20 protein-coding genes are annotated in these 23,327 nt (G+C 72.3%); 12 read left to right on the top strand and 8 right to left on the bottom strand.

What is annotated here, in order from left to right:
• Window positions 1-541: 541 nt before the first annotated feature.
• Entirely contained in the window at window positions 542-2,608 is a 2,067-nt protein-coding gene (locus tag ACFYUV_RS00910; RefSeq protein ID WP_352327648.1) for a DNA topoisomerase IV subunit B, read from the bottom strand.
• A gap of 247 nt (window positions 2,609-2,855) precedes the next feature.
• On the opposite strand from ACFYUV_RS00910, the gene ACFYUV_RS00905 reads away from it, so the two are divergent.
• Window positions 2,856-3,086, top strand: coding sequence for a hypothetical protein (locus ACFYUV_RS00905; protein WP_125639804.1), 231 nt, complete (start codon window positions 2,856-2,858; stop codon window positions 3,084-3,086).
• Between the two features lie 467 nt (window positions 3,087-3,553).
• Here ACFYUV_RS00905 and ACFYUV_RS00900 read toward each other — a convergent pair whose 3' ends face one another.
• A complete protein-coding gene (locus tag ACFYUV_RS00900; RefSeq protein ID WP_387663627.1) occupies window positions 3,554-4,255 on the bottom strand; it encodes a GNAT family N-acetyltransferase in 702 nt (233 codons plus the stop codon).
• A gap of 60 nt (window positions 4,256-4,315) precedes the next feature.
• Between ACFYUV_RS00900 and ACFYUV_RS00895 the strand changes: the two genes are divergently transcribed.
• A complete protein-coding gene (locus tag ACFYUV_RS00895) occupies window positions 4,316-5,062 on the top strand; it encodes a YaaA family protein (RefSeq protein ID WP_387663625.1) in 747 nt (248 codons plus the stop codon).
• Window positions 5,063-5,127: 65 nt separating this feature from the next.
• Here the strand turns inward: ACFYUV_RS00895 and ACFYUV_RS00890 are convergent, their stop codons facing one another.
• The 3 genes from ACFYUV_RS00890 to ACFYUV_RS00880 all read right to left on the bottom strand — a co-directional run bounded on the left by ACFYUV_RS00890 (window position 5,128) and on the right by ACFYUV_RS00880 (window position 9,898).
• Window positions 5,128-6,789 (bottom strand): RNA polymerase sigma factor, encoded by a 1,662-nt coding sequence (locus tag ACFYUV_RS00890; RefSeq protein ID WP_387665266.1) that lies wholly within the window; start codon window positions 6,787-6,789, stop codon window positions 5,128-5,130.
• Window positions 6,790-7,031: 242 nt separating this feature from the next.
• Complete coding sequence (locus ACFYUV_RS00885) at window positions 7,032-9,122, bottom strand: SpoIIE family protein phosphatase (RefSeq protein ID WP_387663623.1); 2,091 nt, start codon at window positions 9,120-9,122, stop codon at window positions 7,032-7,034.
• Between the two features lie 206 nt (window positions 9,123-9,328).
• A complete protein-coding gene (locus ACFYUV_RS00880) occupies window positions 9,329-9,898 on the bottom strand; it encodes an HhH-GPD-type base excision DNA repair protein (RefSeq protein WP_352329753.1) in 570 nt (189 codons plus the stop codon).
• A gap of 141 nt (window positions 9,899-10,039) precedes the next feature.
• Here ACFYUV_RS00880 and ACFYUV_RS00875 point away from each other — a divergent pair, with 141 nt between their 5' ends.
• The 6 genes from ACFYUV_RS00875 to ACFYUV_RS00850 all read left to right on the top strand — a co-directional run bounded on the left by ACFYUV_RS00875 (window position 10,040) and on the right by ACFYUV_RS00850 (window position 14,897).
• Window positions 10,040-10,264 carry a hypothetical protein gene (locus ACFYUV_RS00875; RefSeq protein ID WP_125639785.1) on the top strand — a complete coding sequence of 75 codons (225 nt, stop codon included), beginning with the start codon at window positions 10,040-10,042 and terminating at the stop codon, window positions 10,262-10,264.
• Between the two features lie 141 nt (window positions 10,265-10,405).
• Entirely contained in the window at window positions 10,406-11,896 is a 1,491-nt protein-coding gene (locus ACFYUV_RS00870; RefSeq protein WP_387665263.1) for a hypothetical protein, read from the top strand.
• A 10-nt stretch (window positions 11,897-11,906) separates the two neighbouring features.
• Entirely contained in the window at window positions 11,907-12,677 is a 771-nt protein-coding gene (locus ACFYUV_RS00865; RefSeq protein WP_387663621.1) for a thioesterase family protein, read from the top strand.
• Between the two features lie 20 nt (window positions 12,678-12,697).
• The gene (locus tag ACFYUV_RS00860) at window positions 12,698-13,453 is read left to right on the top strand and encodes a LamB/YcsF family protein (RefSeq protein ID WP_387663619.1); all 756 of its coding nucleotides are present in this window, start codon (window positions 12,698-12,700) and stop codon (window positions 13,451-13,453) included.
• The gene (locus tag ACFYUV_RS00855; RefSeq protein WP_387663617.1) at window positions 13,450-14,067 is read left to right on the top strand and encodes an allophanate hydrolase subunit 1; all 618 of its coding nucleotides are present in this window, start codon (window positions 13,450-13,452) and stop codon (window positions 14,065-14,067) included. Before ACFYUV_RS00860 ends, ACFYUV_RS00855 begins: the two co-directional genes overlap by 4 nt.
• On the top strand, window positions 14,064-14,897 hold the full coding sequence (locus tag ACFYUV_RS00850; protein ID WP_387663615.1) for a biotin-dependent carboxyltransferase family protein: 834 nt from the start codon (window positions 14,064-14,066) through the stop codon (window positions 14,895-14,897). Before ACFYUV_RS00855 ends, ACFYUV_RS00850 begins: the two co-directional genes overlap by 4 nt.
• Here the strand turns inward: ACFYUV_RS00850 and ACFYUV_RS00845 are convergent.
• Window positions 14,875-15,690: a PhzF family phenazine biosynthesis protein gene (locus tag ACFYUV_RS00845; protein ID WP_387663613.1), complete on the bottom strand. Its 816-nt coding sequence runs from the start codon at window positions 15,688-15,690 to the stop codon at window positions 14,875-14,877. The genes ACFYUV_RS00850 and ACFYUV_RS00845 overlap by 23 nt on opposite strands.
• Window positions 15,691-15,749: 59 nt before the next feature.
• Here ACFYUV_RS00845 and sthA point away from each other — a divergent pair, with 59 nt between their 5' ends.
• Window positions 15,750-17,153 (top strand): Si-specific NAD(P)(+) transhydrogenase, encoded by a 1,404-nt coding sequence (gene sthA / locus ACFYUV_RS00840; RefSeq protein WP_387663611.1) that lies wholly within the window; start codon window positions 15,750-15,752, stop codon window positions 17,151-17,153.
• A gap of 38 nt (window positions 17,154-17,191) precedes the next feature.
• On the top strand, window positions 17,192-18,130 hold the full coding sequence (locus ACFYUV_RS00835) for a DMT family transporter (protein WP_387663609.1): 939 nt from the start codon (window positions 17,192-17,194) through the stop codon (window positions 18,128-18,130).
• Here the strand turns inward: ACFYUV_RS00835 and ACFYUV_RS00830 are convergent.
• Both ACFYUV_RS00830 and ACFYUV_RS00825 read right to left on the bottom strand, forming a co-directional pair.
• The gene (locus tag ACFYUV_RS00830; RefSeq protein WP_387663607.1) at window positions 18,116-18,817 is read right to left on the bottom strand and encodes a DoxX family membrane protein; all 702 of its coding nucleotides are present in this window, start codon (window positions 18,815-18,817) and stop codon (window positions 18,116-18,118) included. The two genes, ACFYUV_RS00835 and ACFYUV_RS00830, sit on opposite strands and share 15 nt — an antisense overlap.
• A 35-nt stretch (window positions 18,818-18,852) precedes the next feature.
• Window positions 18,853-20,382, bottom strand: coding sequence for an MFS transporter (locus ACFYUV_RS00825; RefSeq protein ID WP_387663605.1), 1,530 nt, complete (start codon window positions 20,380-20,382; stop codon window positions 18,853-18,855).
• Between the two features lie 246 nt (window positions 20,383-20,628).
• On the opposite strand from ACFYUV_RS00825, the gene ACFYUV_RS00820 reads away from it, so the two are divergent.
• Window positions 20,629-22,368 (top strand): hypothetical protein, encoded by a 1,740-nt coding sequence (locus tag ACFYUV_RS00820; RefSeq protein WP_387663603.1) that lies wholly within the window; start codon window positions 20,629-20,631, stop codon window positions 22,366-22,368.
• Between the two features lie 15 nt (window positions 22,369-22,383).
• Window positions 22,384-23,280, top strand: coding sequence for a haloalkane dehalogenase (locus ACFYUV_RS00815; RefSeq protein WP_387663601.1), 897 nt, complete (start codon window positions 22,384-22,386; stop codon window positions 23,278-23,280).
• The last annotated feature ends 47 nt before the right edge of the window (window positions 23,281-23,327 follow it).

Here is a 23,327-nt window from a genome sequence, read left to right as displayed (position 1 = left end):
CTCCGCGCCGACCTCCCATGAGGACTTCCTCAAGCCAGCCCGCGCGCCAACCCCACACCTCTTTGGGCCAGAAACCCTGCTGCCCGGGGGCGTTCCGAGGCCCTGAATGTCCCCCTGAGCCGGTGCCCGCTCTGAGCCCGTTGCCCCTACAATCCGGCGTCCTCGTGAGCCCGGCGTCGCCCTGGCCCGATGACACCCGGAATCCGGCGTCCTCCCGTACCCAACATCGCCTGGCCCGATGACGCACCTTGAGCGCCCAGGAGCCAAATTGAGGCGCGGTGACATGACATTCGGTGGCCCGCCGAAGCCCGGCCAGGGCGCAGCCCCATGACACGCGCCCGTCTTACGGTCGGGGACACATGGGAGGCCATCGCGGAAGCCCGGCATCGCGTTGCGACCCGATGGTGTCCTGTCAACGAGGTTGAAGCAGGGTAGCGCCGCGGACATGGGCGCAAGGCCCCCGGAAATCTGGGCCCTTGCTTGAGCCGGTGTCAGCGAAACCCGGGGCCAGGGGCGTGACCCCGGGTGAGAGCCTCCAGGCTCAGGCGTCGATGTGGTCGCGGTCGACCTCGGCCGCGCTGCTGACGATGAACTCCCGTCGCGGCGCCACGTCGCTCCCCATGAGCAGGCTGAAGATGGCCTCGGCCCCCTCGGCGTCCTCGATGCGCACCCGGCGCAGCACCCGGTGCCGCGGGTCCATCGTGGTCTCGGCGAGCTGGTCGGCGTCCATCTCCCCCAGGCCCTTGTACCGCTGCACCGGGTCCTTCCAGCGCTTGCCCCGCCGTTCCAGGTCGCGCAGGACCTTCTGCAGCTCGGCGTCGGAGTAGCAGTAGATGTACTTCTCCTTGCCGCGCCCGGGGTTGGTGAGCTCGATGCGGTGCAGCGGCGGCACGGCCGCGAACACCCGGCCGGCCTCCACCATCGGCCGCATGTAGCGGTGGAACAGGGTGAGCAGCAGGCAGCGGATGTGCGCGCCGTCGACGTCGGCGTCGGCCATGAGGATGACCTTGCCGTAGCGGGCCGCCTCGATGTCGAACGAACGCCCCGACCCGGCCCCCACCACCTGGATGATCGCGGCGCACTCGGCGTTCTTGAGCATGTCGCTCACGGACGCCTTCTGCACGTTGAGGATCTTGCCGCGGATCGGCAGCAGCGCCTGGAACTCGGAGTCGCGGGCCAGCTTGGCCGTGCCGAGCGCGGAGTCGCCCTCGACGATGAACAGCTCGCTGCGGTCGACGGCGTCGCTGCGGCAGTCGACCAGCTTGGCGGGCAGCGCGGAGTTCTCCAGGGCGCTCTTGCGCCGCTGGTTGTCGCGGTGCTCACGGGCCGCGATGCGGGCCTTGGCGGCGGCGACGATCTTCTCCAGCACGGCCCGCAGCGGCTGCTTGAACCCGCGCGGCGGGTTGGCGAACAGCTCCTTGAGCTCGCGCGAGACCACGTGGGAGACGATGCGGGTGGCCGCGGAGGTGCCGAGCACCTCCTTGGTCTGCCCCTCGAACTGCGGCTCGGGCACCCGGACGGTGACCACGCCGGTCAGCCCCTCGGAGATGTCCTCCTTGTTGACCGGGTCGTCGCCGCTCTTCAGCAGCCGGGTCTCGCGCAGCAGCTCGTTGATCGTGCGGACCAGGCCGCGCTCGAAACCGGTCAGGTGGGTGCCGCCCTTGGGCGTGGCGATCACGTTGACGAACGAGCGCACGGTCGACTCGTAACCCTTGCCCCACCGGACCGCCACGTCGACGGTGAGCTCGCGCTGCACCTCGGTGGGCGTCATGTGGCCCTGGTCGTCGAGGACCGGCACGGTCTCGTGGAAGTGGCCCACGCCCTGCAGCCGCAGCACCTCGCAGACGGGCTCGTCGCGGGCCAGGAACTCGGTGAACTCGGAGATGCCGCCGTCGAAGCGGAACTCCTCGCCGGTACGCTCCTCGCCCCTGCTGTCGAAGACCGCCAGGGTCAGGCCGGGCACCAGGAACGCGGTCTGCCGCAGGCGCACGTGGATCTCGTCGAGCGAGACCTCGGCGTCGGGCAGGAAGATCTGCTTGTCGGCCCAGAAGCGCACACGGGTGCCCGTGACGTTCTTGGGCAGGTTGCCGCCGATCCGCAGCCCGGACTTCTTCTTGAACTTGGCCGTGGGCCCGTCGCCGTCGAAGACGCCGGGCACGCCGCGCCTGAAGCTGATCTCGTGGACCCGCCCGTCGAGGTCGACCTCGACGTCGAGCCGGGAGGACAGGGCGTTGACCACGGAGGCGCCCACGCCGTGGAGGCCGCCGGAGGCGCCGTAGGAGCCGCTGCCGAACTTGCCGCCGGCATGAAGCTTGGTGTAGACGAGCTCGACGCCGGCCAGGCCGGTCTTGGGATGGATGTCAACGGGGATGCCGCGGCCGTTGTCCCGCACCTCGATGGAGCCGTCGGCGTAGAGCTCGACCTCGATGCGGTCGCAGTGGCCGGCCAGGGCCTCGTCGACCCCGTTGTCCACGATCTCCCAGAGGCAGTGCATGAGCCCGCGGCTGTCGGTGGACCCGATGTACATGCCCGGCCGCTTGCGTACGGCCTCGAGGCCCTCAAGCACCGACAGGTGACGAGCTGTGTAACCCGCCTCCACTACCGTCACTCTTGCTCCCCTGGTCTAAGCATCGAACACGTGTGCGTAGCCTACCGTTCTTCCCTCAGGCGCGCGTACAAGCTTGCCATGGCGACACGTTTGCCGTTACCAACCGGCTGATCACCATTACTTTCGGACACATTCTGCTCTGGGCGTAGCGAGGCGGAGGTTGGGAACGTCCACGTCCGGTTAGATGTTGTCTCAAGTGACTGACGCCAGATCCTCGCTTCGGCGGGGGTGACCCGAAAGGCGATACGTGACTGGAGCTCTCGCCCCCGTTAAGCCGCTGACGGCCCTCGACCGCTGCGACCGCTGCGGCGCCCAGGCCTACATTCGCGCGACCCTGCCTGTTGGTGGGGAGCTGCTGTTCTGCGCCCACCATGGGCGTCAGCACGTCGCAGCGCTGCGCGAAAAGGGCGCCGACATCCTGGACGAGTCGGCTCGCCTCAGCGAAACCCCATCAATGAACCCCAACGACGACCGCTGACGTGTTCGTTGTGATCACATAACCACATATTGCACGGCCAGTTCGGCGATCCCGGCACACCACGCCGGGATCGCCGTTCTGCGTTCAACCCCGTCCAGGCGGTGGCCTGAGCGCCCGCAAGCGATGGTTCAGGTCACACGCACGTAGCGGCCAGACCGCGCACAGGCAGGGCTGGGTGCGCAAAGGCGGTCGCCGGGTTGCACGAAGACGGTGGTCCAGGGCACACGCAGGCGGTGAATCAGGCCACACGCAGGCGATGTCCGGGCGCACGCAGGCGGCGGCCCTGGACACACGTGCACGCAGATCCAGAGCGCGGGCGGAGGCGGGGCGCAGGCCGTGCCTGTCGTGTACCGGGCCCCCGCACGGTGGTCAGAGGGCCGCTTGGGCGCCGGAGCCAAGGCCCTCCGCGCGCGGCGTGGTTCGGGCCGTGCACACGCCTGTGGTCCAGGCTGGTCGTACGGCTCAGGTCATGGTGTTCGTACGCGGTAGTGGTATCGGCCGATGGTCTGGAAACCCTCGCTGCGGTACAGAGCCTGGGCCCCGTGGTTGGGCTCGGTGGTGACCAGGTACGCGTTCTTCGCCCCGGCATGCCTGGTCAGGGCGCGCAGCACCGTACGGGCCAGCCCGCGCCGCCGGGCCCGCGGCAACGTCGCCATGCAGAAGATCCCCGCCGTGCCCCCCTGCGGCACGACCCGGCCGACCGCCACCGGCACGCCGTCCTCCTCGGCGGCCCCGTACCAGGCGGGCACGCCGGTGCAGATGCGGGCGGCCTCCTCCAGGCCGGCGCCGTACCGGCCGTCCACGGACCACCAGGTCTCCAGCCATTCCGGCCATGGATGGTCCTCGATCCGCACCGGGCCGCGCGGCTCGGCCGACGGCGACCCGGCCATGACGACCGTCGGATCGACCAGCTCGTACCCTCTGCGGGCCAGCTCGGCGTCCAGGCCGGACCAGGTGCCGGGGCCGACGGAGAAGGCACAGCTCTGTCCCCGCTCGCCGTAGAACGCCTCGGCGGCGCCGATCGCGGCGTCCAGGTCGGCGGGGGCATTCAGGGCGAGCACCGAGTTCGCCCGTTTGGTCACGCCGCCGGCGGAACGCAGCACCCAGCCGTCGTGGGCACGCTGCTCGTAGGCCGGCCACGCCTGGTGCACCAGCAGGTCGACGTTCATCCGCGCAGCCTAGCCGACCAGCGCGAACACCCTCTGACCGGCCCGTTAGGGTGTGGGGTTGTGCTGATTCTGCTGCCGCCGTCCGAAGGAAAGGCCGCCGAGGGGAGCGGTCCGCCGCTCGGCGAGCTGTCCTTCCCCAAGCTCGACCGTGCCCGCAAGCGGGTCGTGACCGCGCTCATCCGGGCCTCCAAGCGCCGCGACGCCGCGCAGGTGCTCGGGCTGACGCCCGGTCTGGCGGGCGAGGCGGCCAAGAACACGGCGCTGAAGACCGCGCCCACCCTTCCTGCCGCCGATCTCTACACCGGCGTCCTGTACGACAACCTCGGCCTGAACACCCTGGACGACGCCGCCAGGGCCAGGGCGGAGGAGTCCGTGCTGATCTTCTCCGGCCTGTGGGGCGTGTTGCGCGTCTCCGACCGGGTGCCGCCGTACCGCCTGTCGATGGGGGTCAGCCTGCCGCCGCTGGGCGGCCTGGCCGCCTACTGGCGCACGCACCTGGCCAAGGAGCTGGACCGGCTGCCGGGGCTGGTGGTGGACCTGCGCTCGGCCACGTACGCGGGGGCCTGGCAGCCCGGCGACCGGTCGGTGTCGGTACGCGTCTTCCGCGACGGCAAGGTCGTCAGCCACATGGCCAAGGCCACGCGGGGCGAGATCGCCCGCGTCCTGCTCCAGCAGGAGGAGGCCCCCGGCATGCCCGGCGAACTGGCCAAGACCCTCGGCAACCTGGGCTGGACGGTCGACCTCGCCGAGCCCACGCGGCCGAACCGCCCCTGGCTGCTCGACGTGCACGTCACCGACCCGGCCTGACGCCCCCGGAAACGGCGATCGCCCCGCCCGGAGGGTTCCGGACGGGGCGATCGACGAGGTGGCTCCTAGTCCAGGTAGTCGCGCAGAACCTGGGACCGGGACGGGTGACGCAGCTTGGACATGGTCTTCGACTCGATCTGGCGGATGCGCTCACGGGTGACCCCGTAAACCTTGCCGATCTCGTCGAGCGTCTTCGGCTGCCCGTCGGTGAGGCCGAACCGCATCGACACGACGCCCGCCTCCCGCTCCGACAACGTGTCGAGAACGGAGTGCAGCTGCTCCTGCAGCAGCGTGAAGCTGACGGCGTCGGCCGGCACGATGGCCTCGGAGTCCTCGATGAGGTCACCGAACTCGCTGTCGCCCTCCTCACCCAGCGGGGTGTGGAGGGAGATGGGCTCGCGGCCGTACTTCTGGACCTCGACGACCTTCTCGGGCGTCATGTCCAGCTCGCGGGCCAGCTCTTCCGGCGTGGGCTCGCGGCCGAGGTCCTGCAGCATCTGCCGCTGGACCCGGGCCAGCTTGTTGATCACTTCGACCATGTGGACCGGGATGCGGATGGTCCGCGCCTGGTCGGCCATGGCACGCGTGATCGCCTGCCGGATCCACCACGTGGCGTAGGTGGAGAACTTGTAGCCCTTGGTGTAGTCGAACTTCTCCACGGCCCTGATCAGACCGAGGTTGCCCTCCTGGATCAGGTCGAGGAACAGCATGCCGCGCCCGGTGTAGCGCTTGGCCAGCGAGACCACGAGCCGGAGGTTGGCCTCCAGCAGGTGGTTCTTGGCCCGGCGGCCGTCTTCGGCGATCCATTCGAGCTCGGCCCGGACATCGACCGGCAGACTGTCGGTCTCGCCGCCGCCGAGCTGCTCCTCGGCGAACAGACCGGCCTCGATGCGCTTGGCCAGCTCGACCTCCTGCTCAGCGTTGAGCAGGGGGACCTTGCCGATCTGCTTGAGGTAGTCCTTCACCGGGTCGGCGGTGGCGCCGGCGGCGGCCACCTGGGCGACTGGGGCGTCGTCGTCGTCGTCGGACAGGATGAGGACCTCGTCCTCGGTCTTGTCCGCGGTGGCGGCGGCGACGTCGGCGGCCTTGGGCTCGTCGTCGGAGTCGTCGTCGGAGTCGGAGTCACCCTCGGCGTCGGAGTCGTCCTCGGCCACGATGTCGTCGACCTCGATGTCCTCGAGGTCCTCCAGCTCCACGTCGCCGTCGAGCTCGAGATCGTCGTCGTCGGAGTCGGCCGCCTTGAGGCCCTCGGGTGCCTTCGGCTTGGTCTCGGCAGGCCCAGCGCTGACTTCTGGCTTGGCCTTCTTGGCGGCGGCCGGAGCCGCCTTCTTCGGAGCGGGAGCGGCCTTCTTGGCCGGAGCCGGCTTCTTGGCGGCCGGCTCGGCCTCAGCGGCGCCCACGACCGCGGTCACGGTCTCGGGCTGCTGCTCTTTGGCGGCCGCTGCCGTCTTGGTCTTGACGGGGGCAGCGGTGCGGCGCTTTGCTGGACCACGAGACTTCTTCGGCGCAGCCGAATCCGCGGCGGTCACCACCACGGTCACGCCCTCTTTGCTGAGGTTCCGCAAGAACGCGGCGGCGTGCGACATGGGGATGTCCGCCTCCTCGAAGGCCTGACGGACATCCTCAGACTCGAGGAAACCCTGCGAGCGCCCACGCTCGAGCAGTCGCTGAATGACGGGCTCGTTCAGCTCTTGTGGCTTCGAGCGAGTCGAACTTGCAGGCGACACGAACACCTCTCGAACGAACGCGTGGCGACAATGGACCCAGATGCCCGCTGGGGGCTGTTGCCTCTCTCGGAGATCGGTGAGGCCGTGCGAAGCGCGACGGACCTGACACAGCATTGTGGCACGACCCCGCACTCCATACGGCCACCTCCCGGCGGTTGTCCTCCACCCTAGGCCGACCAAGACAGTAGTGCGTACGTAAGCGGGGCACTGATACCCGAAAGCAACCGTTATGACTGTTTCATTCAGTCACTCTTCGTGGCCGGCGGGACGTGAATTGCGAGCGCGGTAACGTCATCATCCTGTTCATATCCAGACAACATCCGGTCAACCAGGAAGTCCAGCAACATGTGCGGACTGCTGACCACCTCAGGCGGCGCTTCGGTCACAACACTGCAAATCTCTGCGAGACCGGCGTCAAGCCCTCGCTTCCTGTTCTCCACGAGACCGTCTGAGTAGAGCACCGCGGTGTGTCCCGGCGGCACCACGAACCGGAACTGCCGGCGACTGGTCGGCCAGCCCAGCGGCGTGCCGGGCTCGGCGTCGCACAGGATCGCCGTGCCCTGGGGCGAGACCAGGACGGGCGGCGGGTGGCCCGCCATGGCCAGCGTGCCCTCGCCGGTGACCGGCTCGACGACCATGTAGGCCAGCGTGGTGACCTGCTCCTCCTCTTCCGTGGCCTCGAAGACCCGGTCGAGGCCCGTGAGCACGGCGGCGGGCGGCGGGTTGGTGAGCGCGAGCGCCCGCATCGCGTTGCGGATGCGGCCCATGCCCGCCGCGGCCTTGACGCCCTTGCCCATGACGTCGCCGACGACCGCCGCGACACGCCCGTCCTGCAGGACGAACGCGTCGTACCAGTCGCCGCCGACCTGGACGTGGCGGCTGCCAGAACGGAAGCGCTGGGCCAGCACCAGGCCCTTGACCACGGGCAGGCGGTCGGGCAGCAGGCTGCGCTGGAGCGTCTCGGCCGTGCGGTGCTCGCGCTCGAAGAGCGTGGCCCGCTCGACGGCCAGGGCGCACTGCCCGGCCAGCGCCTCCAGGAAGACGCCGTCCTCCTGGGAGATCTTCTGCGGGCGCGTGAACGAGAAGCGCAGCGCGCCGAGCGCCCGGCCGGCGGCCAGAAGCGGCAGGCCGACCCAGGCGCGCTCGTCGCCCTGGCTGATGAACCCCGCCAGCGCCTCCTCGTCGTCGCCGGCCTCCAGCAGCTGCGCCTTGAGCGACTCGGGCGACTCGGCGAAGACCGGACGGCGGCTGTTGACGGCCATCGTCATCACGTTGGAGTGGGACAGCGGGATCTCGTCGCCCGAGCCCTGGACCTCGGGGATGCCCTCGCCGTTGACCAGCTTGAGCGCGGCGCGGTCGGTGTCGAGCAGCGCCACGGCCGAGCGGTCGGCGGCCAGGGCGGTGCGGCCGACGTCGATGATGACCTGGACGACCTGCTCGACCGTCAGGGCCTCGGCGAGCTGGGCCGTGGCGCCTTGGAGCCGGGCGGTGCGCAGGGCGGCGGCGCCGAGCTGGTCGGTCAGCCTGCCGCGCATCTCCTCGGCCTCGCGCTGCGGGGTGACGTCGGTGTTGGCGCCGACCCACTCCACGACCCTGCCGTGCCTGATGATCGGCACCGCGCGCACCTCGAAGTGGCGGTAGCCGCTGGCCCGGGTGCGGACCCGGTAGTTCCACTCGAACATCGTGCGGCCGCGCAGCGCCTCGCGCCAGGCCTCCTCGGTCTGCTGGCGCTCCTCGGGGTGGACGACCTCCAGCCAGCCGTTGGCGAGGTACTCCTCCAGCCCCTGGCCGGTGATGGCGCGCCACTGGGGCGCGTCCTCGACGACGGCGCCCGTGGGCGAGGTGATCCAGACGAGCTGGGACTGCGCCTCCACCAGCGAGCGGTAACGCTCCTCGCTGCGGCGCAGCGCCTCCTCGGTCTGCCGGCTCTCGGTCACGTCGAGGCCCACCAGCGCGACGGCGCGCAGCTCGCCCGCCTCGTCGTGGACCGGTGAGAACGACAGCGACCAGTGGCGGGTGTCGCCCTCGGCGGACCGCACGCGCACGCGGCCCTCGGTGACCGGCGCGTCGCTCTCGATGACGGCCTGGACGGCGTGGGTGATGATCTGGCTCAGGTCGGCCGCCAGCACCTCGACCGGCAGGCGGCCCACCAGGCGCTCGGCGGGCACGCTGACGACGTCGCTGAACACGTCGTTGACCCGCTGGACGCGGCCATCGCCGTCGAAGAACGCGAAGGCGAACTCGGCCTCCGACAGCATGCCCTTGAACAGGGCGGAGTCTGAGATGTCCACATCCGACTCCCGGGGACGGGGAACGGAGGTCTCGGCGCTCATGGTCGGCACCTCCGTCGCGTGCCAGGGTCTCCCACGCGGCACATCTCCATAACTGTGTATCGGCGTAGCGCAGCTCCGGGCGACCGGATTCTGCAGTACATCATCGGCGATGGGCATGCGCCGACGGAAGCCCCCGCCGCCGCCCGGTCGCCATAAGGGTCAACGCATCCTGTCAAAGTCGCTCCACATTGCGCAGCAAGATCAGGTTACTCGCCCTTGGCCGCGCGCTTGGCCTCCTGTTTGGCGGCGCGCACCCGGCCCAGGCTGTCGGTGTCGACCACGTCGGCGACCGAACGGTATGACCCCTCCTCGCCGTAGAGTCCGGCTGCCTCACGCCAGCCTGACGGCTGGACCCCCAGCTGCTTGCCCAGCAATGCCAAAAAGATCTGGGCCTTCTGCTTGCCGTATCCCGGAAGGGCCTGCAGTCGTTTCAACAAGTCTTTCCCGTCGGCCGCGTCGCTCCAGATGAGCTCGGGCCGCCCGTCGTAGTGTTCGACGAGGTAGGCCGCGAGCTGCTGGACGCGGGCGGCCATCGACTTGGGGTATCGGTGCACGGCCGGCTTCTGCGCCAGGAGCGCGGCGAACGCCTCGGGGTCGCAGGCGGCGATCTCCTCGGCGGTCAGGTCGTGCCCCAGGCGCTCCGAGATGGTGTACGGCCCAGTGAACGCCCATTCCATGGGAATCTGCTGGTCGAGCAGCATGCCGACGAGCAGGGCGAGCGGGCTGCGGCCGAGGAGCTCGTCTGCCTCGTCCCGCTGGGCGAGCTGGATGCGCATGGAAACAGCTTTGCACGAGAAGCGAACACAGGCGCCTCAGAGCCTTGACACAAGGCCGAGAAAAGATGAAATGGGAGCGCAAGTCACCCTGCATACGTTCCTGGGGGTTTGCTCCCGGGTCTCCAGAGGAATCTCACATCTATGCTCGCTCTGGCCACACGCTTCCTCAGGGAGCCGGTCAGTCTCCGGCTGGCCGAAGAGTTCCTGACCGTACCCGTGGACACGATCGACCGGTGCGTGGCCGACGTGTGCGCGTGCGCCGAGCATCTCGGCGTCCCGCCCACACCGGAGGTCGTGGAGCGCATCGCGCGCGAGCATCTGCTCGCCATCGTGAACTCCGCCCCGCCGCCCCGAAGTCCCCGCTGATCGCGGCTCCACCGATAACATCGGGGTCACCAGGCCGAGTTCTCTTCACCGTTTGCGCCTGGAATACGAGAGAGTGAGGGCGTGCGCCGACACCGACGAGATCCCCGGGAGAGCAGCCCGCCCGACGACGTGTTCCAGGAGATGGTGCAGGCGGCCCGCGAGCTGCTCGCGGTGCGCAGCCCTCTCGACGCGGAGCTGATGGTCTCAGACATGATCGGGGCCTGGTGGGGCAGGCGGGTCAGGGGCGGTGACGTGGAGCAGGTCCTCGGGGAGGGCCTGGTCGACTACGCGGCCAAGGCCGGCACCCCGGCCTCCCTGACGCTGCTGGTGTGCCTGGCCTACCTGGGCACCGCCCGCCAGGGCGCCAAGGCCGAGGGCGCGGCGCTGGCGATGATGGAGTCGGGCGTGGCCAGGCCCGGCTGGGCCGACAAGGTCGGCGCGGTCAAGCCCACCGGCTGCTACGTCTCCCGCGACGCCTACGGCGACCAGGACACGGTGATCTGCACGTTCGCCTACCGGTGGAACGAGGCATCGGTGCCCAGCGACCGGCACGCGCTGGTCGTGGTCGTCGACCACAACATGAACGGCATGGCCCGCGACGCGTGGGTGTCCTCGCACGTCGACAAGCTGCTGGAGCAGGCCAGGGCCGAGGCGGCGGGCAACCCGATGCTGCTGTTCGAGGAGATCCAGCCCGAGCAGGCCAGGGCGCTCCTGGACTCGGCCATGAAGGCCACCAGGGAGCCCAAGACGCCGCCGCCGGTGAGCGAGAGCTACAGCGCCTACCACGCCTTCGCCCGCGCCCGGCTCAAGGCGCTGCCGCCGGGCCGCAAACGTCCGGCGCCGCTGCACATCGAGGCGCCCTACAGCCGCGAGCGGCGGGCCATGCTGGCCGCCGAGTTCCTGGCCTCCGACGCCGCCGAGCACCTGTCCGACCCGTCGGCGGCCTCGCGCTGCGCCGACCACATCATCGACTACGGCTGCGAGCGCGACTTCAACCGGCCGCTGCGGGTCAGCCCGACCAAGTGCGAGACGTTCCTGCTCGACTGGCTGCCGCGCAAGGTGATGCTGAGCGCGGCCGAGCAGGAGGCGATGCCGCACGTGCTGTCGGCGTGGGTGCGCTTCGCCGCGCGCCGCACCGGCCTGCCCGAGCAGGGGCTCAAGGCCACCCTCGACGCGGTGTGGGAGGCCACGGGCAAGTTCCCCGAGGCCTACCGCGACCCGACGTCGTTCGGGCTCGACCGGCCGCTGCTGGAGCGGCTGCTGCCCGACGGCGACCTGTCGGCGCTGGCCAGGCGGGTGTTCGCGTTCCCCTACCTGCAGGGCGTGCACAACGGCATCGACCTCGACCGGCTCAACCCGGCCGACGAGGCCGACCGGCGCACGTTACTGGAGATCGACCACGGCGGCGTGATCGACCAGGAGCACCTGGCCTGGCACGAGGAGATCGCGACCCGGCTGTGGGACGGCGACCCGCCCCAGCTGTGGGAGGCCGCCCAGCGCCTGCTCGACCTCGGCCACGACCGCCACGACGTGCTCCACGTGCTGATCGAGATCGCCGAGCGCATCGGCGGCGACCCCGACGAGCTGGCCGCCGCCCTCGACGACATCGCCGACATCCCCGACGAGATCTAGGGTCCGTCCCATGTCGATGTACCGCCGGCTGGCCATGGGCCGCTACCTCGCCTCCGAGCACACCCAGGGGCCGTGGGACCCGGGCTCCCAGCACATGGGCCCGGTGACCGCCCTGATGGTCCACGAGCTCGACCGCACCGCGCCGCTGCCCGGCCTGGCGCTGTCCAGGCTGGCGGTCGACGTCTTCGCCCCGGTGCCCGTGGCCGAGCTGGAGGTCGTCACCGACGTCGTCCGCGACGGCAAGCGGGTGCAATGCCTGTCGGCGGCCGTGCTGTCCGGCGGGCGCGAGTACGCCAGGGCCACCGCGTGGCGCATCCGCGAGGCCGACACGCCCGCCACGCCGGCCGCCGGGCCGCCCGCGCCCGTGCCGCCGCCCTCGCCCGAGCACGCGGCCTCCTACCTGGTGTCCGGTTTCGGCTACGGCAGGGCGTTCGACTGGCGGTTCGCCCGCGGCGGCCCGATGCTGCCCGGTCCGGCCACGGTGTGGGGCAGGCTGACCGTGCCGCTGGTGGAGGGCGAGGAGATCACCCCGTTCGAACGGCTGGCCGCGTTCGCCGACAGCGGCAACGGCGTGAGCCCGGCCGTCGACTTCGCCACCCACGTCTTCGTCAACGTCGACCTGACGATCTCGCTGTTCCGCACCCCGGTGGGCGAGTGGACCTGCATGGACGCGGCCACCGCGATCGGCCCCTCCGGCCGCGGCCTGACCCGCACCACCCTGTACGACGAGCGCGGCGAAGTCGGCACGGCGACTCAGACGTTGTTCGTCGCGCCGAGGTAGCGCTGCGCCATGATGGTGGGATGGTGATCGACCTCAACGCCGACCTCGGTGAGGGCTTCGGCATCTGGCGGCTCGGCGACGACCTCGCGCTGCTCGACATCGTCACCAGCGCCAACGTCGCCTGCGGCTTCCACGCGGGCGACCCCGTGACGATCAGGCGCACGTGCGCCGCGGCCGTCGACCGCGGCGTGTCGATCGGCGCCCAGGTGTCCTACCGCGACCTGGCCCACTTCGGCCGCAGGGAGATGGAGGTCGAGCCCGAGGAGCTGTGCGCCGAGGTGCTCTACCAGCTCGCGGCCGTCGACGGCATCGCCAGGGCGATGGGCGGCCGGGTCTCCTACGTCAAGCCGCACGGCGCCCTGTACAACCGGGTCTGCCGCGACGAGGTGCAGGCGGCGGCGGTGATCGACGCCGTCGCCGACTACGACCCGACGCTGCCGGTGCTGACGCTGCCGGTCTCGGTCGTGCACGAGGTGGCCGCGGCGGCGGGCGTCCCGACGGTGAGCGAGGCGTTCGCCGACCGGGCGTACACGGCGGCGGGGGCGCTGGTGCCGCGGCGCGAGGCGGGCGCGGTGATCCACGACGCGGCGGCGGTCACCGCGCGGGCCCGCCGGATGGCCCTGGAGGGCTCTGTGACGGCCGTGGACGGCAGTCCGGTGTCCGTCTCCGCCCGGTCGCTGTGCGTCCATGGAGACACCCCTGACGCCGTCGGGCTGGCCCGTGCCGTGCGCAACGACCTGCTGGCGGCCGGAGTGGTCCTGCAGGCGTTCGCGTGATCCGTCCGGCGGGAGAACATGCGCTGCTCGTCGAGACCGGGTCGCTGGCGGCCTCCCACCGGCTCGACGCGGCGCTGCGGGCCGAGCGGCCCGAGGGGGTCGTGGAGGTCGTGCCGGGGCCGGAGACCGTGCTGGTGGTGGCCCCGGGCGCCGACCGGGAGCGGTTGCGGGCCAGGCTGGCGGCCTTGACCGGATCGGCCCGCGAGGCGGCGGCCGGGGCGGACGTGCCGGCCGGGCCGGTGGTGACGATTCCCGTCGTCTATGACGGGGCCGATCTCGATTCCGTCGCGGCGCTGGCCGGGATCTCGGCCGAGGAGGTGGTCGCCCGGCACACCGGGCGCGAGCTGGTGGTCGGGTGGCTGGGGTTCGCCCCGGGGTTCGCCTATCTGACCGGGCTCGACCCCGTGCTGGAGCTGCCCCGGCTGGACACGCCGCGCACGTCGGTGCCGGCCGGCTCGGTGGCGGTCGCGGGGCCGTACTCGGCGGTCTACCCGACGGCCTCGCCCGGCGGGTGGCGGCTGCTGGGGCGCACGGCGACGCGGGTGTGGGACGTGACGGCCGAGCCGCCGTCGTTGTTCCGGCCGGGGATGCGCGTGCGGTTCGAGCGCGCATGATCGAGGTGATCGCGCCCGGCCCTTATGCGACCGTCCAGGATCTGGGGCGGCCGGGCCTGGCCCATCTGGGCGTCCCGCGTTCGGGGGCGGCCGACGCGCCGAGCCTGCGGCTGGCCAACCGGCTGGTGGGCAACCGCGAGGACGCGGCGGGCGTCGAGGTGACGTTCGGGCTGGCGCGGCTGCGGTTCCACGAGGGCGCGTGGGCGGCGCTGACCGGCGCGCCGGCGGAGGCGCGGATGGGGGTGCCGTTCTGGGTGCCGCCGGGGGGCGAGCTGCGGTTGGGTGCGCCGGAGTGGGGGTTGCGCACGTACGTGGCGGTGCGCGGCGGGATCGCGGTCGAGCCGGTGCTGGGCAGCCGGTCCACCGACTCGCTGTCGGGGCTCGGCCCCGAGCCGTTGCGGGCCGGGACGCTGCTGCCGGTGGGCGGGTCCGCCGCCGGGGAGATCTCGGTGGACCTGGCGCCGCCGGCGGGGCCCGCCCCCGCCGTGCTGCGGGTGCTCGCCGGGCCGCGGGACGACTGGTTCGTCCCTGGGGCGCTGGAGGCGCTGTGCGGGGGGCCGTACGAGGTGAGCCAGGACAGCAACCGCGTCGGGGTGCGGCTGCGCGGGCCCGGGCTGACGCGGGCCAGGCAGGGCGAGCTGCCGAGCGAGGGCATGGTCACCGGCGCGGTGCAGGTGCCGCCGAGCGGGCAGCCGATCGTGTTCCTCGCCGACCACCCGCCCACGGGCGGCTACCCGGTGATCGCGGTGGTGCGGCAGGCCGACCTGCCGGTCGCGGCGCAGCTGCGGCCCGGCGACGAGGTGCGCTTCACAACGCGACCTGGCCGCTGACGCAGGTGACGACCGACCCGCCGACCCACACGTCCCGCTCGTCGGCGGTGATCCGCACGCGCCCGGCGCGGCCGAGCACGGTCCCCTGCCCCGCCGTGTACGGCGCCTTCGCCCGGCCCGTGCGCAGCAGGAACTGCGCCAGGGACGCGTGCAGGCTGCCGGTCACCGGATCCTCGACGTCGGGAGCGAAGACGCGCACCTCGTAGGCGTACGGCGAGCCCTCCGGGCAGGGCCCCGCCACGCCGACCATGTGCTCGATCGCGCCCGGCCGCAGCTCCAGCACCTCCTCGGCGGCGGTGAGCAGCACGACCACCCAGCCGGGCCCGTTGTCGGCCCATTCGACGGCCAGCATGCGCTCGCGTCCGATGCGCAGGGTCTCGGCCAGCCGCTCGGCCAGCTCCTCCTCGACCGGCCCGGACCGCAGCAGCTCGGGCGCGGCGAAGGCGAGCCCGTCCGCGGTCCTGCGCACCCGGATCAGCCCGGCGTCGCACTCCTGGACGATCTCCGCCGCGTCCCGCGGCCGGCCGCCGCTCTCCAGCCAGGCGTGGCAGGTGCCGAGCGTGGGATGCCCGGCGAAGGGCAGCTCGCCGCCCCCGGTGAAGATCCGGACCCGGTAGTCGGCCCCGGGCACGGTGGGGGGCAGCACGAACGTCGTCTCGGACAGGTTCGTCCAGGCGGCGAAGCGCCGCATCTCCTCGGTGTCCAGCCCTTGGCCGTCGAGCACGACCGCGAGCGGGTTGCCGCGATAAGGGACGGAGGTGAACACGTCGACCTGACGGAATGCACGTTGCATACGCGCAGTCTGGCCGACGGGTCTTCCGCCGGTAACCCCGCGCGCTCACACTGGGCGATGTGGCGGACTACGACGTGCTGGTGCTCGGCTCCGGTCCCGGCGGGCAGAAGGCCGCCATCGCGGCGGCGAAGCTGGGCCGGCGCGTGGCCATGGTCGAGAAACGGAACATGATCGGCGGCGTCTGCATCAACACCGGCACGATCCCGTCCAAGACGCTGCGCGAGGCGGTCCTCTACCTCACCGGCCTCAACCAGCGGGAGCTGTACGGCGCCAGCTACCGCGTCAAGGACGAGATCACGGTCGCCGACCTCGGGATGCGCACCCAGCACGTGATCGGCCGCGAGATCCAGGTGATCCGCAGCCAGCTCGGCCGCAACCACGTCACGGTCCTGCCCGGCACCGGACGTTTCCTCGACCCGCACACCATCGGGATCAGCGGCGACGAGGAGCGCAAGGTCACCGCCGACCGGATCGTGATCGCCACCGGCACCTCCCCCGCGCGCCCGGACAGCGTGCAGTTCGACGAGCGCACGGTCATCGACTCCGACGCGATCCTGCACCTGGACCGGGTACCCGAGACGATGGTCGTGGTCGGCGCCGGGGTCATCGGCATCGAGTACGCCTCCATGTTCGCCGCCCTCGGCACCAAGGTGACCGTGGTCGAACGGCGCGAGCGCATGCTGGAGTTCTGCGACCTGGAGATCGTCGAGGCGCTCAAGTACCACCTGCGCGACCTGGCGGTGACCTTCCGCTTCGGCGAGCACGTCGCCGCCGTCGAACGCCGCCCGCGCGGCGCGCTGACCCTGCTGGAGAGCGGCAAGCGCATCCCCGCCGACTGCGTCATGTACTCGGCCGGACGCCAGGGCAGGACGGCCGAGCTGAACCTGGAGGCCGCCGGGCTGGCCGCCGACGACCGCGGCCGGATCCGGGTGGACGAGCACTACGCCACGGACGTGCCGCACATCTACGCGGTCGGCGACGTGATCGGCTTCCCGGCGCTGGCCGCCACCTCGATGGAGCAGGGCCGGGTGGCCGCCCAGCACGCCTGCGGCGAACCCGTGGCGGAGCTGCGGGAGCTGCCGCCCATCGGCATCTACACGATCCCCGAGATCAGCTTCGTCGGGAGGTCGGAGGACGAGCTGACCCGCGACCGGATCCCGTTCGAGGTGGGCATCTCGCGTTACCGGGAGCTGGCCAGGGGGCAGATCATCGGCGACTCGTACGGGATGCTCAAGCTGCTGGTCTCCTCGGAGGACCGGCGGCTGCTCGGCGTGCACGTGTTCGGCACGGGGGCCACCGAGCTGGTGCACATCGGCCAGACCGTGATGGGCTGCGGCGGGACCGTCGACTACCTGGTCAACGCGGTGTTCAACTATCCGACGCTGGCGGAGTCGTACAAGGTGGCGGCGCTGGACGCGATGAACAAGATGCGGGTGGTGGCCCGGCTCACCGCCGACATGTGACTTCTCCCAATTGTCGGTTGCGACCGCTACGCTCCTCGATGGTTCATCTACAGGAGGCGTACGTGCGCAGCGAGGCCACGGGGAGGTGGCTGCCCGCGTTCCTGCTGCTGGCCGCCATCTGGGGCAACAGTTTCTTCTTCATCAAGATCGCCGTCGGCGCGCTGCACCCGCTGCAGGTGTCGTTCGGCCGCATGGCGGTCGGCGCGGTCACCCTGCTGGTCGCGCTCGCGGTGACCAGGCGGCCGCTCCCCCGCGACCCGCGGCTGTGGGGGCACTTCCAGATCGCCTCCATCGTGCTCACCACGCTGCCCTTCACCCTGTTCGCCTACGGCGAGCAGTACGTCTCCTCCGTCGTCGCCGCGATCTGGAACGCCACCACGCCGCTGTGCACCCTGGCCTTCACGCTGGTGCTGCGGGCCGAGCGGGCGACCGCCGCGCGGGCGGCCGGGCTCGGTCTCGGGTTCGCCGGCGTCATGGTGGTGCTGGGGGTGTGGCAGCCCATGGCGGGCGGGCAGCTCGGCGGCAGCCTGGCCTGCTTCGGGGCGGCGCTGTGCTACGGGGTCGGCGGGGCGTACATGGGGCGCTTCATCACCGGGCGGCGGTCCGAGCCGCCGGTGGTGCTGGCCGCGGGGCAGCTCCTGACCGGCGCGGCCCAGCTCGCGGTGATCACGCTGGTGGCGGGCGTGCCGCTGGTGGACACCGCGGCGCCCGCCGAGGTCTGGTGGAGCCTGCTGGGCCTCGGCGGCCTCGGCACGGGCGTGGCCTACCTGCTGCTGTACCGGGTCCAGGCCCTGGCGGGCGTGACGACGACCTCGACGGTGACGTACCTGCTGCCGGTGTTCGCGGTGGCCTCCGGCGTGCTGCTGCTCGACGAGACGATCACCTGGAACCAGCCGGTGGGCGCGCTGGTCATCCTGCTGGCCATCGCGCTCACCCAGGGCGCGCTGCGCGTGCCCGCGCGCTCAGCCGTCCGCTGAGGGACGGCGTCCGCGGGGCGCGGGCTTCTTGCGGCCCGCCACCAGCGTGTCGCCGGGCACGGGGGCCGGCGCGGACTCTTCGGTGGCCGGCGGGCCGGCGGGGCGCGTGCGGGGCCGGGGGTGCGGCATGGTGTCCGTCATGGGCGAGGGCGCGTCCCCGGCCTGCCGACCGGCCTCCTCGGGGACGGCGTCCTCGGCCGGCTTCGGCCGGCGGGCCGGTGCGTCGGCGTCGCGCAGCGAGGCGATGACCCGGTCGGCCTCGGCGTCGGCGGCGAACTCGTTGGCCGCCTCCGTCTCCCGCCTGCGGATCACCACCATGTGGTCGACCGACAGCCGTCCGGCGCCCACGACGGCGAGCAGGATGGCGGCCGCCCCGAGCAGGATCAGCTCGTTCATGCTGATGGGGTTGAGCGGCGGGGCCACCAGGAAGACGCCCAGCGCCTCGGCGAACAGGATCAGCCCGGTGACGGCGACCCCCAGCCCGGCGATCAGCAGCGCCCCGCCGATCAGCTCGGTGAGCATGGTGACCGTGGCCCACGCGCCGGGCGCGGGCGCGCCCTGCTGGAGGAACTTCGCGCCGGTGGCGGTGAGCCCGTCCTCCAGCTTGGTCCAGCCGTTGGCGAAGAAGATGCCGCCCACGCCGACGCGGGCGACTAAGGCGGCGACATCACGCAGGGCCTGTTTCACGATATTTGTCTGCCCTGTCCGGGGCCCGGCACACCTCAATCACGGCTGAGCAGCATGGCCACCGCGACGGCGGTCAGGCCGAGCAGGACGACGCTGACGACCACGGTCGTGTGCAGGGCGTTGACGAAGGCCCAGCGTGCGGCGTCGAGCAGCGCGTCGCCGGTGCTGCCGCCGATCTCGCGGGCGACGTGGGCGGCGCCGGCCAGCGACTGCCTGGCCTGGTCCATGCCGCCCGCCGACACGCCGGGCACGGCGGGCAGGGCGGGCGCGTAGGCGAGCGTGGTGATCGTGCCGAGCACGGCGACGCCGAGGCCCGCGCCCAGCTCGTACGCGGTCTCCTCGATGGCCGCGGCCCCGCCGGCCCGGGACTCGGGCACCGAGGACATGATCGTGTCGGAGGCGGCCAGCAGCGCCACCTGCACGCCGAACCCGATGCCCACGAAGCAGACCGCCAGCATCACCGGATGGCCCTCGACGCCCCAGCCCAGCGTGGGCGTCAGGGCCAGCGCGACGAGCCCGAGCCCGCCGCTCATCGTGGCGCGCATGCCGATCCTGGGCAGGATGTGGGCCGCCGCGAGCCCGCCGGTGACGGCCGACAGCACCAGCGGCAACATCCTGACCGCCGCGCGCACCGGGCTGTCGCCCAGCACGAGCTGCAGGTACTGGGCCAGCATGAGCTGGAGCCCGACCAGCGCGAACACGCCCAGCAGCACGCCGGCCACGCCGGTGGTGAACTCCCGCCGCCGGAACAGGGCCAGTTCCAGCAGCGGCGCCGGCAGACGGGACTGGCGGCGGACGAACGCGACCAGCAGCCCCGCGCCGCCGAGGAAGACCAGCACCGAGGCCCAGAACGGCAGCAGCGTCCCCGACCCGGCCTCCTTCAGCCCGAAGGCCAGGGCGAGCAGGCCGAGCACCGACAACACGGCGCTCGTCGCGTCCCAAGGACGTTCTCTGCGCAGCGGCGACTCCGGCAGCAGCCGGACGGCCAGCGGCAGCAGCACCAGCAGGATCGGCACGTTGATCAGGAAGACCGCGCCCCACCAGAGGCCGACCAGCACGCCGCCGATCAGCGGGCCCACCGCCGCCCCGGCCGCGGCGACCGCGCTCCAGACGCCGAGCGCGACGGCCCGCTCGCGCCGGTCGGTGAACACCTGGCGGATCAGCGAGAGCGTGGCCGGCATGATCATGGCGCCGCCGACGCCGAGCAGCGCCCTGGCCAGGACCAGGGTCAGCGGCGTGGGCGCGAACGCCGCTCCCGCCGAGGCCACGCCGAACAGCACGAAACCGCCCAGGACCAGCCGCTTGCGGCCGTAGCGGTCGCCGAGCGTGCCGAACACGATGAGCAGCGGCGCGACGACGAGCGAGTAGCTGTCGATGATCCACAGCAGCTCGACGGAGGACGGTTCGAGCGCGGCCGTGAGCGCGGGCACCGCGATGTGCAGGACGGTGGCGTCGACCGTGATCAGCAGCAGGCTCAGGCAGAGCAGCACGAGGACGGCCCAGCGGTTGTCCCGTCGCGGGCGATCGGCACGCCGTACGAGGGGTGCGGCCTGGGTGACGGTCATGGGCCTCCTTGCAGGCCGATCCGGTCACCAGGGCCTGCACGTGCAGAACGGTCGAAAGCGGGGGAACTCACGGGGGGCGGTCTCGCGCCCTCTCCTGCCGCGGCTCTCCACTCCGGCTTGCGTGGCAGCTTAGGCCATGCCAGGCGCTCGGCATAGCGGTATGGGCCGATCCGCGAGGCCCCCCACCTCTCTAGTGAGATACAGCCATATGTCCGGATCTACCCAACCTCCATCCGTCACCCGATCATGGGAGCCGTGGGGAACGCTGGAAGTGCCGGTAAAGATGATATTTCCGATAAGTCCTCACGCGAGTGGTGCACCGAGGCCCTGACCAGGCTGAACGCGGGCCGTCCCGAATCGGCGCTGGAGGCCGCGCGCCGGGCGGCCGACCTCGACCCCGGCGACGAATGGGCCTGCCGCCTCATCAGCCTGGCCCACGAACGCCAGGGCCGCGACGCCGACGCCCTCCCCCCGGCAGAACGCGCGGTGGACCTCGCGCCCGGCTCCTGGTCGGCCCGCCTGCGCCTGGCCGCGATCTCCCGCCGGATCCCCGGCCGCTGGCCCGCGGCGGTCGCCGACGCCGTGCTGGCCGCGCGGTTCGCCCCCGAGGAGGCCGACCCCGAGGTCCTGCTCGGCGACCTGGCGCTGCTGCGCGGCGACCATCCGCGGGCCGGGCGGGCCTACCGCGCCGCGCTCGCCACGGCTCCGGCCCATCCGCAGGCCCGCGTGAACCTGGCCCTGTGCCTGCTGCGCTGGGACCGTCCGCGCCCGCACCACGATCCCGCCTGGCCGGTCGACCCGCGCCAGACGGGACGGGCCAGGCGGGCGCTGGAGGTGTGGGCGCGCCAGGCCCGGCTGCTGCTCGCCCTGGCCACGATCGCCGTCACGGCGGCCGCGCTGGCCCTCGACTCCGCGGGTTGGGCCCGGTGGTGCGGGTTCGCCGCGCTGGCCGCGCTGGTGCCGCTGACGGTCCGGCAGGCGCGGCGGGTGGGGGTCTGGGCGTACGTGCCGGCCATGGCGGGGCGCGATCCCTGGCTGGGCGCGGCCGTGGTGTCGGCCGGGTTGTCGGTGCCGGCGTTCGCGGGGTGGCTGCTGCTGGGCGCGGCGCACGCGGCGCCGTCCTGGCGGGATCCGGTCTGGGCGGGGCTGGCCGGGATCGTGGTGCTGATGTGGCCGGCGCTGGCGGTCGTCCGGGTGCTGGCGGAGTCGTGGCGGGGGCGGCCGATGCCCGCGCTGGCCGAGCTGGCCCGCGTCACGGGCGAGCGCACGGCGGCCAGGAACGCCGGCGTGACGTTGTGGATCGTCCTCATCAGGACCTGGTCGGTGCTGGTGCCGCTGGTCGGCGGGGCGCTGGCGGTCGAGCCGCGGGCCGCGGTGGCGGCGGTGGCGGTGCCGTTCCCGATGGTGCGGGCCTGGCTGCGGGCCCGCCGCGGGGGCGACGGCTGGCTGCTGGCCGCGGGCGGTCTGGTGGCGCTCGCCGCCCTGGGCTGCGCCGCCGGCGGCGCGCTGGGGTCGGCCTGGGGCTGGCGGGCGGGGGTGGGCGCGCTCGCCGCGGCGATGACGGTGTTCGCGGCCCGCGCCCTGCGCGCGTGGTGGCGCGGCGCGCCGGGGCCCTGGCGGGCCTCGCTCGTCATGTGCGACCTGCCCATGGGCGGCGCGCCCTCGGTGGTCCTGACCCCGGAGGCGCGCCAGGCGTTCTCCTACGCCAGGAGCCTCGTCCTGTCCTACGGCGACCCCGCGGGCCCCCGGGTCGTGGGCGCGGCCGGGTCCGTCACCTCCTCCGGCGAGCTGCGGCTGATCGCCGGGCCCGAGGCGTGGGAGGGCGTGGCGGCCGACCCGCGCGTCGCGGTGTTCGCGGCCGACCCGTTGCAGCGGCGGTTCTGGGTGGAGGTGCGCGGCATCGCCCTGGCCGGTCCGGACGTGCTGCGCGTCACCCCCAAGCAGGTGCTCGTCGGCGAGTTCCCCGGCAGGCACCAGCGACGGTGAATAGAGTTTTGTTCTATGCGGACCCTGCGCACCCCCGAAGAGCGTTTCGCGAACCTGCCCGACTTCCCCTACGAGCCCCGCCACGCCGACCTGCCGGACGGCCCGCGCATGGCCTACGTCGAGGCCGGACCCGCGGACGGCGAGCCGGTCGTCCTGCTGCACGGCGAGCCGAGCTGGTCCTTCCTCTACCGCCACGTCATGCGCGAGCTGGCCGCGGCCGGGCTGCGCGCGATCGCCCCCGACCTGATCGGCTTCGGCCGCTCGGACAAACCCGTGGACCCCGCCGACCACACCTACGCCAGGCACGTCGAGTGGACCCGCGCCCTGCTGTTCGACGCGCTGGCCCTGGACCGCGTCACCGTCGTCGGCCAGGACTGGGGCGGCCTGATCGGGCTGCGGATCGCCGCCGAGCACCCCGAGCGCGTGGCCAGGATCGTGGCCGCCAACACGGGGTTGCCCTCGGGTGACATTCCCATGCCCGACGTCTGGCACCGCTTCAGGGACACCGTCGCCGGCGCCCCCACGCTGGACATCGCCCGGCTGGTCCAGGCGGGCTGCCGGACGCGCCTCAGCGACGAGGTGCGGGCGGCCTACGACGCGCCGTTCCCGGACGAGTCGTACAAAGCGGGCCCGCGTGCCCTGCCCGGGCTCGTGCCGATCACGCCCGACGACCCCGCCGCGCCCGCCAACCGCGCTGCCTGGCAGATCCTCACCACGCTCGACCGCCCGTTCCTGGTGGCCTTCTCCGACGGCGACCCCATCACCGGCGGCATGGCCCCCATCATGCTCAAGGCCGTCGCGGGCACGGCCGGGCTGTCCCATCCGGTGATCGCCGGCGCCGGCCACTTCCTCCAGGAGGACGCCGGCACCGAACTCGGACGGCAGATCGCCCTTTTCGTGACCTCCACCTAGCGTGTCAGGCCCGCCCAATCGTCGGTCGGGTGCGGTATAACCGGGGG

It is taken from the genome of Nonomuraea sp. NPDC003560 (assembly GCF_042878785.1).
In the GTDB taxonomy this organism is placed as follows: Bacteria; Actinomycetota; Actinomycetes; order Streptosporangiales; family Streptosporangiaceae; genus Nonomuraea.
Note: the sequence above shows the minus strand (reverse complement) of the source record. Positions and strands in the feature narration are given on the sequence as shown.

Bases quoted from the DNA above. Each gene is read 5' to 3' on its own strand.
- ACFYUV_RS00845 (WP_387663613.1), bottom strand. From the start codon at position 15,690: ATGCAACGTGCATTCCGTCAGGTCGACGTGTTCACCTCCGTCCCTTAT.
- ACFYUV_RS00820 (WP_387663603.1), top strand. From the start codon at position 20,629: ATGGGAGCCGTGGGGAACGCTGGAAGTGCCGGTAAAGATGATATTTCC.
- ACFYUV_RS00880 (WP_352329753.1), bottom strand. From the start codon at position 9,898: ATGCGCATCCAGCTCGCCCAGCGGGACGAGGCAGACGAGCTCCTCGGC.
- ACFYUV_RS00875 (WP_125639785.1), top strand. From the start codon at position 10,040: ATGCTCGCTCTGGCCACACGCTTCCTCAGGGAGCCGGTCAGTCTCCGG.
- ACFYUV_RS00860 (WP_387663619.1), top strand. From the start codon at position 12,698: ATGGTGATCGACCTCAACGCCGACCTCGGTGAGGGCTTCGGCATCTGG.
- ACFYUV_RS00900 (WP_387663627.1), bottom strand. From the start codon at position 4,255: ATGAACGTCGACCTGCTGGTGCACCAGGCGTGGCCGGCCTACGAGCAG.
- ACFYUV_RS00870 (WP_387665263.1), top strand. From the start codon at position 10,406: ATGGTGCAGGCGGCCCGCGAGCTGCTCGCGGTGCGCAGCCCTCTCGAC.
- ACFYUV_RS00850 (WP_387663615.1), top strand. From the start codon at position 14,064: ATGATCGAGGTGATCGCGCCCGGCCCTTATGCGACCGTCCAGGATCTG.
- ACFYUV_RS00835 (WP_387663609.1), top strand. From the start codon at position 17,192: ATGGTTCATCTACAGGAGGCGTACGTGCGCAGCGAGGCCACGGGGAGG.
- ACFYUV_RS00865 (WP_387663621.1), top strand. From the start codon at position 11,907: ATGTCGATGTACCGCCGGCTGGCCATGGGCCGCTACCTCGCCTCCGAG.
- ACFYUV_RS00885 (WP_387663623.1), bottom strand. From the start codon at position 9,122: ATGAGCGCCGAGACCTCCGTTCCCCGTCCCCGGGAGTCGGATGTGGAC.
- ACFYUV_RS00815 (WP_387663601.1), top strand. From the start codon at position 22,384: ATGCGGACCCTGCGCACCCCCGAAGAGCGTTTCGCGAACCTGCCCGAC.
- ACFYUV_RS00825 (WP_387663605.1), bottom strand. From the start codon at position 20,382: ATGACCGTCACCCAGGCCGCACCCCTCGTACGGCGTGCCGATCGCCCG.